At 40.3% G+C, this 12,356-nt stretch carries 8 protein-coding genes; all 8 read right to left on the bottom strand.

The window, feature by feature from the left end; all coding sequences use genetic code 11:
* Positions 1-777: TonB-dependent receptor plug domain-containing protein (locus WBM98_RS11660; protein WP_424366195.1), on the bottom strand; the 777-nt coding region annotated here is incomplete at its 3' end.
* A 521-nt stretch (positions 778-1,298) separates the two neighbouring features.
* Positions 1,299-2,690, bottom strand: a complete 1,392-nt coding sequence (locus WBM98_RS11655; protein ID WP_424366194.1) for a sulfatase — start codon at positions 2,688-2,690, stop codon at positions 1,299-1,301.
* 38 nt (positions 2,691-2,728) lie between these two features.
* On the bottom strand, positions 2,729-4,543 hold the full coding sequence (locus WBM98_RS11650; protein WP_424366193.1) for a right-handed parallel beta-helix repeat-containing protein: 1,815 nt from the start codon (positions 4,541-4,543) through the stop codon (positions 2,729-2,731).
* 17 nt (positions 4,544-4,560) lie between these two features.
* Positions 4,561-6,324: a sulfatase-like hydrolase/transferase gene (locus WBM98_RS11645; RefSeq protein WP_424366192.1), complete on the bottom strand. Its 1,764-nt coding sequence runs from the start codon at positions 6,322-6,324 to the stop codon at positions 4,561-4,563.
* 14 nt (positions 6,325-6,338) lie between these two features.
* Positions 6,339-7,640, bottom strand: coding sequence for a GntP family permease (locus tag WBM98_RS11640; RefSeq protein ID WP_424366191.1), 1,302 nt, complete (start codon positions 7,638-7,640; stop codon positions 6,339-6,341).
* A gap of 7 nt (positions 7,641-7,647) precedes the next feature.
* Positions 7,648-9,207: a sulfatase family protein gene (locus WBM98_RS11635; protein WP_424366190.1), complete on the bottom strand. Its 1,560-nt coding sequence runs from the start codon at positions 9,205-9,207 to the stop codon at positions 7,648-7,650.
* 44 nt (positions 9,208-9,251) lie between these two features.
* On the bottom strand, positions 9,252-11,054 hold the full coding sequence (locus tag WBM98_RS11630; protein WP_424366189.1) for a sulfatase family protein: 1,803 nt from the start codon (positions 11,052-11,054) through the stop codon (positions 9,252-9,254).
* A 426-nt stretch (positions 11,055-11,480) separates the two neighbouring features.
* Positions 11,481-12,194 carry an SDR family oxidoreductase gene (locus tag WBM98_RS11625; RefSeq protein ID WP_424366188.1) on the bottom strand — a complete coding sequence of 238 codons (714 nt, stop codon included), beginning with the start codon at positions 12,192-12,194 and terminating at the stop codon, positions 11,481-11,483.
* Between the last annotated feature and the right edge of the window lie 162 nt (positions 12,195-12,356).

Genomic DNA, 12,356 nt, shown 5'->3' with positions numbered 1-12,356 from the left:
GCTTAGTGTTTCCAACCTTTTTTCAACCGTGGCATATGTAACAAACTGGTCGATAAAGATTTTAGCTTTTCCTGAGCCTTTTTTGGTAGTGACTAAAATTACCCCATTAGAACCTCGTGAACCATAAATCGCAAGGGCAGAAGCATCTTTAAGTACTTCAATCGACTGAATATCATTAGGGTTCAAAGTTCTAAGGTCCCCGCCAAAAACGCCATCAACAACTACAAGTGGGTCATTATCACCAGTAATAGAGTTTACCCCTCTAATTCTCACTTTCATTCCATCGCCAGGTTGACCTGAACCGGCTACGGTTACCCCGGCGGCCCTGCCTTGTAAGGCATCCTCCACACGGGTTAAGGGTTGGTTCTCAAAAGATTTTGCGGTTACTTGGGTTACGGCACCCGTAACATCACTCTTTTTAGAAGTACCATAACCGATAACCACAACCTCATCCAATTGTTGTTGATCTGTTTGAAGTTTGACATCAATAATGGTTTGGTTCCCTATGGTAATGTTCTGGGTTATATAACCCAAATAGGAAATAACCAATACATCTTCTGGTGTAACCTCAATGGTAAAGTTACCATCGAAATCGGTTTGTGTTCCATTCGTTGTGCCTTGTACAACGATATTGGCACCGGGTACCGGTTGGTCATTTTCATCCGTAATCGTTCCCGTCACGGTGTTTTGGGCATGCAGATGCTGAAAACCCATCAGTGCAAAAAGAATCCCTAACAGAAATCCTCTTTGTAAAAATGTTGAAGTTGTTTTTTTCATAATCATTTTGGTTGAATAATGTTTAAGGTTTAAATAGTTATTTTGTATTCGAGAGTGAAAATGTAATAATAAAGTACTGGTTATTAACAGTTTGTAACTTGACAAAAACTTGACGTTGGTTAAAATCCGGGGGTTATATCAATTGAAAACCCATTGAATAGCATTCTCTTTTACGTTTTTTATATGTTCAATCATAAAATAATCCAATAGGTAATTGGTATAAAAAATTTATGTCTTGTACTATTATTCCATGATGTAAATGGTATTGAATGCTATCTCGTGATTTGAATAAAATGATTTAAATGATATGAAAAATGCAATGTGCTCTAATTTTAATTTTATTATTCGCAAAAAAAGAGGGCTTTTTTTGTGCTTTGTAAAGTAAATCGATATAATTTTTTGGATATATGCATTCTTTACCTGAGGTTAACACTATTTTAACTTAATTACCAAGTCGTTGGTAATATAGTGTGATTGGTGGAATAGATGATTTGGTAAAATGGAAATTGCTTGGTGTTGTTTTAGAAAGACGGCACAGCTTCTTTTTCCCATTCCAATAATTCGGTTTTCAATTCCGCAGATTTTTCGTGGTAAGTGTTAACTAAATTATGGCTTTCGGAAATGTCTTTTGATATATTAAAAAGTTGGAATTCACCACTATGGTATTTTACCAATTTCCATTCACCTTTAATGAGTGCGGTATACTGATCTTCATAGCTTCGGAAGAAATACAGGTTGCGAGGAGCCATCTTTTTCCCGTTCAATAAGGATAGTAGACTTTTACCATTGATATGACTGTCGACACCGCTTTTTCCAGATGCTATTTCGACAAGCGTCGGATAGAGGTCTATGGATTGAACAGGAGTATCGGTAACAGAACCAGATTTTGTCACTTCAGGATAGTATACGATAAAAGGAACCCGCGCACCACCTTCACCCAAGGTATTGCCAATCTTACCACCGCTCAACGGGGCATTCGTAAACTTCCCGCCTTGATCTGATAATAAAATAACGACGGTATTCTCTGCAATACCTTTTGCCTCCAATGCTTTACGAACTCGTCCTACCGACTCATCCATCGCACTTACCATGGCAGCATATTCGGCATATTCGCCTACTAGGCCTGCCGCTTTATACTTTTCGAGCCAATCTTTTCTTCCAACAAATGGACCATGTACATTATAATACCATAGGGACAACATAAAGGGTTGTTCTCTATCATAGTCCGATATAAACTTTTCAGCCCCATCGGTTAAAACATCGGTTAAGTATTCATCGTTATAATTGCTCGCAAAACCCATGGGGTCTTGTTCTGATTCGAAGAAAGGAGGATAATAACTTCTGGGGTGCCCGGCATTTGTCGTTCCAAATTGCGCATCAAAGCCTTGTTGAGTAGGATGGTATTTTTCCTCCCCTAAATGCCATTTCCCTATGAACATATTGTAATACCCAAATTCTTTTAATCGCTCGGCATAGGTAATTTCTTCTAATGGCAACCAATTTCGTGAAGGTCTTTGAACAGGGTCATTGGGCCATAGATTAAACTCTTCATTACCAGCCTCGGCAACCTTTTCCCTTTTATCGATTATATGTCTTGTCATTTGAAAACGCACCGGTTCCTTTCCCGTTAATAGGGATGCTCGACTTGGGCTACATGTAGGAGTAGCAATATAGGCACGCTCAAAATTTAGTCCATCTTTTTTTAACTGATTGATATTAGGCGTATGGAAAATAGGATTTCGAAACCCAACATCCGCCCAGCCCCAATCATCAACGAACAATAGCACAATGTTCGGTTTTGCGGTAGACATGGCTTTTTCATGAACTGTGGACTCTTTCTTCTTTTCCCCACAGGAGATTAGAAACATACCAGTTATCAGCAGATTGATTGCGATTATTAAATTTCTTTTCATAAATAAATTCATTATCTGAATTTCAGTTTCGGCATATTTTAATCCGGTTTTTGAAACCCTTTGTTCTTTTTCAAGCTAAGTGTAGCTCGACTTGTCTCATCTGCTTCGATAAATTTTACGGGACTACCTTCATAACTGTTTTTTTCGATGACCACATTTTTGCTATTAACAAGCTCAAATTGTGGACGCCCAGGATATAGGGCCTCTGCATCATTGGTCCTTTTGATAGTATTTTTTCGGATCGTCAATCCGTTGACCCGGTCTGCCCAGATGATGGCACTATCGAAGTTTTCAATCGTATTGTATTCAAAAAGGATGTTACTATCGTACAACATAGTTTTGTCGAACGTTATAGCCAATCTCGGCGTAATTGTAAGCACCGCATGTGGACTACCGCTGTAAGCGACGTATTTAAAGGTATTGTTCCGAATAACCACATCATTTACGGCACCGGATTCATACCAGAAAAAAGTTTCCCCTCTAAGCAGTATCGAAGACATCATGGACGAAAAGGCGTTGTTTTCTATTATAATTCTTTCGGGTGTTTTGATAATAACATTTCGTGCGCGATGGTCTTTTATCGTGCATCCGCGCATCGTAAAAGTTGGATTCCAAGTTTTGTTTTCTACGATGTCACCTTTTTTCAAATCCTTCGGAATTGCATTTTTGAAGGTCAGTTCCGAAAACTTTTCATTGATGTATTTTACTTCAGAAACTTCATTTATGGCCCCTCGAGTCGGGTCGGGATTTTGAATGAACCAAACTTCATCGTTCGTATCGGCAAATTTGAAACCTGGCTGTTCAAAGTGCATGAGCCCAACACGAACCGTGTGTTCGTCAATAACCTCATCTATTGACACATAGGTGCCATGTACGTTTGTGCCATCATCCAACATGTGCCTGAACTCACAATTCTCTATAAGAATATCTCCCTTACAATTCGCAAAATGGGTTGCGTCTGCGATGGTAGAGACGACCCTGTCAGAACTTGCTCGAACATAGATTCCGCATTTGGAAATGACGATGTTCTCGGAACGTTCAAAGAGAAACCCCATTCCCAAAGCATGATGGATTGTAATATTTTCAAAATCCATGTTTTGCGATTCTTTGACCTGAAATGCGGGTGCGTATCTATTTTTGGCATGCTCCCCTTTCGAATGTAGAATACTCCCGACAGGCGGATAGTACTTCAGAGGTTCGTGAAATCTCAAGTTTCCATTAGCCAGTTTTTCGACATACCGTGGATTACTATTGATATCCCAAGCACCGTGGGAGACTCTTTTATTTTTTTGGTCGAAGGGCAAGGTACTTCCCATGTGGTCGAAGGAGAAACCGTCGATATTCGGGAAATGGATGCGACCGTCTTTTAATTCCCAAGAAAATCCATCGGTAAAAGGCTTTATATCCCGCCAACCTTCTTTTTCATCGATCGCCATAACTTCTCCTTGAAATGTAAAGGGAATTTCCCAGTCCAGGGTCAAATTATTGACTTTGATGGCACCACAATTCTCAAATTGAAAAGGTGCAATTTGACCATGGAAAATAAACGCTGCTCCGTTACCTTCGATTTCAACGGAATCAAAATCCGTAAGACGGAAAATCACTTTCTTAAGTCCGTTGCCGTGATTGGTTATCGTGCTGTAATGCTCCAAGGCATAATCAGGAAAAAATGTATAGGTACCTTCGGTAAAAACCAATTTCACGTGTTTGTCTGAAAGTTCTTCGATTGCTTTTCGAACCGTCGGAGTCATATCTCCATCTTGCGGTTTAAACGTAATTACCTCTTGCGCAGAAGCGGCTGAGGCTATAATAAAAAATAGGGTCAATAAATTATGAAATCTCGTAATGGGCATAAAATGCAGTTATAGATTTAATCCTTAAAAATCAGCTTGTCAAAATCGGGCGAAGGTTTTTGAAGTTCTTCCCATTTCTTTATATCCCATCGGGTCGGCGGTTTAAAATCGCTTGTATTTTTAAAATACGTTTTTTGCATCTCGAAGACTACCTCCGGCATCAATGTTGCTAAATCATTTTTTTCTTTGGGGTCATTTTTTAGATTAAAGAGCTCGAAAACCGGCTCTCTTCCATCCAAAAAATCCTTGTATACACCGTTCTCTAAAGTTCCGGTAAAACGCAAGAGGTAATCACCTTTTACAATGGCCCAAGCCGGAGGTGCAAATTCCGCTTCATTGTCATGGGTCTTGGTTGTCTTAACGATGGTATAGCCCCATCGGTTGGAGTGAATTCCCGCCCAATATAATTCTTCATGTATTGGTAGTGAATTTTCATCCCTCAATATGGGAAGAAGACTTTTTCCATCGATGTCATTTGGAACTTCTCCCCCCGCGGCATCTAGGGCTGTCGGGATAATATCCATAGCGGAAACCAGGTGTTTCGAATGATAGGGGTTTTTAATTCCCTTGGGCCAATGAACAAACAGCGGCACACGAACCCCGCCTTGATAGTAGTTTCCTTTATGCCCTGAGTAGGGTGCATTTCCTGGAAGGGGGGAGCCTGTCTTGTGTCCGTGGTAAGAACCTCCTGCCATCGCTCCGTTGTCAGAACTGAAAATTATAATGGTATTCTCATATTGATTTTTTGATTTGAGAAATGCGACAACTCTTTTTATATTTTCATCAACACCATAGAGATGCGCGTAAAAGTTGTTCAGGTCATACGAGTTTGAAGAAAAGCGGTCAAAATATTTTGCAGGGGCTTTGGGTTCGAGCGAATCGTGCACCGCATGATAATGCAATTGCACATAAAAGGGTTCATCATCGTCAACCTGTTTCTCAATGAAATTTAAAGCCTTGGTGGTGAAAGTGTCGGTATTGTAATCTTCTTGAATACCTGCATGAACTTTATTCTCCCAGACATTGGTCGCATTATAAAACTGACTCGCCCAGTAATTGTACCCATAAAAATAGTCGAACCCATGGTTTAAGGGATGGTGTTTTTCAGCTGTAGAGCCCAAGTACCCGCCATTGATGAGTTCATCATAAACTTCAGGATGGGATTTTCGTATGTTTGGTAATGTTAGGGTGTCACTTAAACCGTTCTTTGCCAAAGCGTTCTTCAACATGCTATCATCAAACTGTCCAATATGCCATTTTCCAATATGTGCGGTTTTATAACCTAAGTCACGCATTTTTGTGGCTAAGTGATTGCCCCGGTCTATCCCGCGTTTCTCAGCATCGGTATTTCTATACACACCAAATCTATTCTGTAAAACACCAGTGGCGATACCCATTCTTGAAGGTGCGCATAAACTGCTTGATGTAAAGGCGTTTGTAAAGTAAACACCTTCCCTTGCAAGTTTGCTGACCGTTGGCATGGCCGTCTTCGAAAATTCCAATGACTCCTCCAAAGAGTAATGCTGAAGGCTATCCACCAAATGAACAAAGTAAGGGTCAAAGTCCGATGTTTTCAAAGTATCGTTGTGAACACCGAATTGTCCGTAACCCATGTCGTCCATGAGAACGAATATGACGTTTGGTCTTTGTTCGGTAACCTCAGACATCTTGGTTTTCTTTTTACAACCGTAGCTCAACACCAAAACGGCGAAGATGGTTAAAAACCTGATATAACTCTTTTTGTTACTATGCGCTACAAATGTGAAGTCTAAAGTTGCCATAATTATATTTTCTATTAAGTTAGTTTTAAATAGTAAAGAAGAAAAACCACAAGTCCACCAGAAATTGCCACAACTGCACTCAGCAGACTAAACGTTTTTAAAAGTTTGGCGGTTTCAAGTTTATGAACCTCTTTAAAAAGCCAAAAGAAGCTGCTGTTGACATGGATGATCCCGAGCGAGCCGGCACCTATGGCGGCAGCGGTCAACTCAGGTTGTAACGAACCAGAAGTTACCATCGGGGCCATAATCGAGGCCGTCGTTATCAAAGAAACCGTGATTGAACCCGTTACCGTCGTAAACATAAAACTAAGGAGAAAAGGAAGGATAATTCCAAAGGTGGCCAGTCCACCCGCTTCTGGTAAAAGGGTATTGATGATTTCAGAATCTTTTATGACCTGACCAAATGCACCTCCCGTACCTGTTATCAAAATAACCGTGGCCGATTTGGCCCCAGCTGTTTGAAAAAAATCATTTAGCTTTTTTGAAAAACCTTTTCGTTCTAAAAGCGGTAACGCGAATACTACCCCAATCAAAAGTGCCCAAACGGGATTTTTTATAAATGCAATTACCGGATTATTCCCAGAAAACACATTCCCCATTCCCATTAAAACCAAGGGTATCAATAAAGCCACAAAAGGCAAAACACGTTTGAAACCTTGAATCGAATTTTTATTTCCTATGGTATGCAATACCTCTTCTGGTAGCGGAATGGTCAAATTATTTTTATTGAATTTTATCCAAATTAATCCTCCAATAACGGCAAATAATCCCACTGTCACATTTATAGGAATCATTCCACCGATATCAGTTTCAAGAATAGCAGCAACTGCTAGAGGGCCTGGGGTTGGAGGAATCAAAGCATGGGCAACGGTCAAACTACTTGCGAGCGAAAGTCCTAACACTAAAACGGAATGACCCGATTTTCTAGATAAGGCAATAACAGTGGGAAGCAAGGTCAAATAAGCAACATCCACAAAAACGGGTATCCCCACCAAGAATCCTATGACCGCCATGGCCAAGGGTAAACGCTTGATTCCAAAAATTTTGATAACACTATCCGCAATGACATCGGCACCTCCCGTCACGGCAAGAATTTCGCCTAGCAAAGTTCCAAATAGAATAACAAGGCCAATCCATTTTAAAGTATTTCCGAATCCGTTTAAAAGACTTTCCGTAACAATTTCGACAGAACTGCCCGAGGCAAGGCCTAAAATCAAACCCGCAATTAAGAGCGCTGGAATCGGATGCACTTTTAAAACTGTAATTGCCACAATGAGCAATACAATACATCCTATTAAAACAACCAAGCCCGTCATTCGGTTTCTATTTCAGTTCGAGTTGCTGGATTTCAGAATTATCGATTCCACGGATTGCCTCGTATGCTGTAATCATTTCATGCAATTTTTCAGGATTGCTTTTTGCAAGATTATTTTGCTGCCCGATATCTTCTTTCAGGTTATAGAGTTGGTGGGTGGGCGAATTTCCTAATTCGATCTGAACGGCCTCGGCTATTTCCGGACCATCATATGGCGGAATCAAGACCCATTCACCTTTGCGAAATGCGGTTCGGGAAGAGGCTTCCAGTACAATATTATCACGACCGTTGTTGCTTTTGCCCAGAAAAACGTCTAGTAGGTCATTGCTGTCCTGACCTTTGCGATCACTATCGACCAAAGTTGCCAAAGAAGTCAGTAAATCGACCTGGGAGACCAGGGCATCAGAACTGCCTGGTAGTATTTTGCCTTTCCAATAGGTGATGAAAGGCACTCTGGTCCCGGCGTCATAGAGGCTGTATTTCCCACCGCGTAATGGCCCCTTGGGATTGTGTTTGCCTAATTTTTCGACTGCATCGTCATAGTAACCGTCATTGAGTACCGGACCATTGTCGCTAGAGAATATAATGAGTGTATTCTCCAATAGCCCTTCGGTTTCCAGTGTCTTTATGAATTCACCAACGACCCAATCCGCTTCGACGATAACATCCCCTCTAGGACCCATTCCCGATTTGCCTACAAATCTGGGATGCGGTGTGCGCGGCACGTGTGGCTGTTGTAAGGCATAGTACAAGAAAAATGGTTCGTTCTTGTGCTTTTTGACATATGCTTGGGCTTCTGCCAAGAAATAATCGGCCATATCCTCATCTACCCATTTGGCGGCCTCCCCGCCTTTCATAAAGCCAATTCGGGGAATACCATTCACTATGCTGTTATTATGCCCATGATGCCATTTCATTTTTAGCAATTCGGGGTTCTCCAAGCCTGTTGGCTCCCCAGGAAAATTTTTGTCGTAATCTACCTCGATCGGGTCATTGGGTTCAAGATTTACGACTGCCCCATTTTGTATGTAAACGGTTGGCACCCTATCTTGTGTGGCGGCCAATATATGACTATACTCAAAGCCTACTTCGTTGGGTCCTGGCGAGATGTGCTGGTTCCAATTGACATTACCACTACCGAGACCCAAATGCCATTTGCCAACAATACCGGTGTGGTAGCCTTGTTCTTTTAACATCTTAGGAAGGGTTATTTGTGCTGTATCGATGATCAACGGGGCTGTACCCGGTAGAATCTTTGCGCTTTTGTTTCTCCATGGGTAAACCCCTGTCAAGAGTGCATACCTGCTTGGGGTACAGGTCGCCGAAGTAGCATAACCGTTGGTGAATCGCAAACCCTCATTTGCCAAATTGTCCAGATTGTGGGTTTTTAGTTCTGTTGCACCATAGGCTCCCAATTCCCCATACCCTAAATCATCCGCATAAATAATAATGATGTTGGGTTTGGTCTTTGTGGTTTCAGTAACCCCAAGATCATTATTCTTTTCTTTACATGATAAGAAGAATAGAAGTACTAAGGATAAAACACAATACGGACTAAATTTTTTCATTCTTTTTGATATTATGGAATAATGATAATTAGACTTTTTCGAAATTATTGATTTTCATTGATAAATTCAATCCGACGCTTTATCAAATCCCCTTCTTCGTTTATCCATTCAGGGTTAAAAATGCTTTTAGGCAGTTCCAATTCGAAATTCGGTTTTACAGATTTAAGCAATGCGATGGAGTTCAGTATTAAATTAGCCTCGGATTCTGACGTAACGTTTTGTAAAATGTCCAAAAATAAATCTTTGGCGACCCCCTGGTCATTAAGGGCTAAAAACTCAACCGCCCTTGTGCGCACCAAATTTTCTTTGTCTTTTAATGCCATTTCTTTTGCCCTTTCGAAAAAGGATGAAGCATCTTTTCCGAAGCTACTACATACTATGAGACCCCAGTAGCGTTTCCATGGATCACTTGATTTTAGGGCATTATCGATACTCTTATTTGATTTTGAAAATGTGGATAGACTTAAGTCCGCAATATCTATAAGCTCAGAAATATTTGTTTTTTTATCTTGCCCGAATTTTACCGGATTCGAAAGTCCGTTTTCCAAAAAATAGGATTCTGGATAAAAACTTAGGTCGGGCATTGATTTTACCTGATGTTGTAATTTTGATCTTAAATCCAATAAAACAGTTTTATAGAATGGATCATTGGCCAGGTTATTTATTTCATGGGGGTCTTCTTCCAGATCGAACAAGGCTTCTGGGGAACGAGCCTCAAAAAACTGACGTTGTACACTATTTAATTTACCGGTTTTATAAAGGTCTTCCCATTCTCTATAGGCCAACATTTTATAGCGATAGAAGTTAAAAAGGGCATCGATATTGAAAGGCTGGTAGTTGCGTAAATATTTAAAATTTTCTTGCCGTAATGATCTTACCATATCGTATTTCTCATCGAAACGATCTGCATAGCCAAAAGCGGTGTTTCTTTGTTGCAAACCTTCTAGCGTAATATCCCTCCCTAGAAATGGCTTGCCATCCATTTGTTTTGGAATGGGAACATGGGCCAAGTTCAATACGGTAGGGGCCAAATCTATAAATTGTACAAAAGCATCCGAACGCGAACCTACTTGCATCGGCATTAGGTGTTTCCATTTTTCGGGCACATAGACTACCATGGGGACATTTAGTCCACTTTCATAAATATACCCTTTGCTTCTTGGTAATACCCCGCCATGGTCGCCGTAATAGAAAATAATAGTGTTTTCCATAAGGCCATCTTCTTCCAATTGGTTGATAAAATCCCCTATTTCAGTATCTACTTTTTGATGTAGGTCTCGATAATAAGCATTTGTAAAGCGATACGTCGGTGTATCTGGATGATAAGGAAAGACCGCTACATCATCAAGATGGGTTTTGGTGGTAGTGCTGTCCATTTGGGCTTTGGTAAAATGCAATTGCCCTTCATGGGTAGTGCCATAATTTTGGACATGGAAAAAAGGTTGGTCCGCCTTGCGATTTTTGTAGGTGGCTTTATCGGAGGATTCGTCCCAAACCTGATCGGACTTAATTAAGTTGTAATCTTCTTTTGAATTATTGGTGGTGTAATATCCTGCCTCCCTTAAGTATTGTGGAAACATTTTGAGACCATCGGGCATTGGGGCCAATTCCATTCTACGATGGTATTGTGCGCCCACTCTTGGAGCATAACAACCTGAAATAATGGTACTACGAGCTACAGAACAAACGGGGGCATTGGAAAAAGCATTATTGAATACAATTCCTTTTTTTGCCAAAGTTTCGATATTCGGCATGGATGCTCCATTTTCTTCATATAATTTCAAAAAGTGATTTGAATTGTCCTCGCTAACTAGCCATACGATGTTGGGTGTTTTTTGTTCTTGCATTCCTTATTTTTCCCCTTTGCATCCCATGAAAAAACTCATTGAAAACAAAACGAGACAACTCACGAAAACGAACTTAATCTGATATCCCATAGAACTATCATCTTCGATTAAAGATATATCCAAATGTTATTGCAATGACAAAATTTACATATTTGTGGGTATATAATTTGTTTCATTGCAAAGAATTGGTCAAACTAGGCCACCAAACACCAAATATATTACTACTAAAAAAAACTGAAAACGAAATCGTAAGCAAGCTAACTTGAAAGGCATACAATTCGAAATTAAACATAGTTCTTCATATAATGGAAGGTGTCAAATAGAATTATGAGATAAAAATACCGCTATTTTAAAGTTGTTTGTTGATACAGATTAACAAGCATTGACACTATATTAACTCGATGGAAACGATTATGGCTAAAATTTTTATTTCCTTGCAGAAGGCGGTACAGAAGGTCGAACTTCTACTTTACTAGGTAACGTTCTCGGATTCATACGTATTAAATCAGCTACCATTTGCCCGATATCTTCTGGTTGAATTTTCCAAGCATCCTTCTCGGTGGGCGTTTGTCCATCAATAAAAGTGGCTACCGATCCCGGCATAATGGTGGTCACCTTGATTTCGTAAGGTCTTAAATCGAGCATTATTGCTTGGGAAAAACCGACTACCCCGAATTTACTGGCATTATAAGCCGCTCCTTGTTCGAAAAAATTAGTACCTGCCAAGCTCGACATGGTAATAATGTAGCCTTTGGATTTTTTGAGGGCTGGAATAGCCGCTTTAACGGTATGGAATACCCCCGTCAAATTTATGCCGATAACCGAATTCCATACTTCGGCACTCATTTCATCAATAGGGCTGAATTTCCCGATACCCGCATTGGCAATACAATAATCCAACCGTCCCCAGGTATCAATAACTTGTTGCACCGCTCTTTCTTCATCGGCTAAATTTCTCACATCGGATTGGATGACTAAAACATCTCCCTTTCCTATGGCTTTTAAATGTTTTTCGGCGATCTTTAGATCACTTTTAGTTCTTGCCGTAATCGCAACATGGATACCTTCTTTTACCAAAACCTCCGCTATGCCTAATCCGATACCTTTGGATCCTCCTGTAATGTATGCTGTTTTGTTCATTGTCTAATGTTTAATGTTCAAGATTGTTGCCTAATTTCCCTTACTCTTCTGTCCAGTAATCCATCACCAAAACGTCACCTATAAGCGGCCCTATTTTAGTTACTAAGGCTATGTGTGCTTCATGAAACAAGTAAATTTCCCTAGCGTTGTCATCTTTGAAGG

Origin of the sequence: Maribacter sp. (assembly GCF_049667165.1) — a bacterium.
Classification (GTDB): Bacteria; Bacteroidota; Bacteroidia; order Flavobacteriales; family Flavobacteriaceae; genus Maribacter_A.
The sequence above is the reverse complement of the archived record's forward strand: the minus strand, read 5'-3'. Positions and strand labels throughout refer to the sequence as shown.

What these genes read in the sequence shown, in the direction of transcription:
- WBM98_RS11655 (WP_424366194.1), bottom strand. Translation starts at nt 2,690, where the DNA reads ATGAAAAGAAATTTAATAATCGCAATCAATCTGCTGATAACTGGTATG.
- WBM98_RS11650 (WP_424366193.1), bottom strand. Translation starts at nt 4,543, where the DNA reads ATGCCCATTACGAGATTTCATAATTTATTGACCCTATTTTTTATTATA.
- WBM98_RS11645 (WP_424366192.1), bottom strand. Translation starts at nt 6,324, where the DNA reads ATGGCAACTTTAGACTTCACATTTGTAGCGCATAGTAACAAAAAGAGT.
- WBM98_RS11640 (WP_424366191.1), bottom strand. Translation starts at nt 7,640, where the DNA reads ATGACGGGCTTGGTTGTTTTAATAGGATGTATTGTATTGCTCATTGTG.
- WBM98_RS11635 (WP_424366190.1), bottom strand. Translation starts at nt 9,207, where the DNA reads ATGAAAAAATTTAGTCCGTATTGTGTTTTATCCTTAGTACTTCTATTC.
- WBM98_RS11630 (WP_424366189.1), bottom strand. Translation starts at nt 11,054, where the DNA reads ATGCAAGAACAAAAAACACCCAACATCGTATGGCTAGTTAGCGAGGAC.
- WBM98_RS11625 (WP_424366188.1), bottom strand. Translation starts at nt 12,194, where the DNA reads ATGAACAAAACAGCATACATTACAGGAGGATCCAAAGGTATCGGATTA.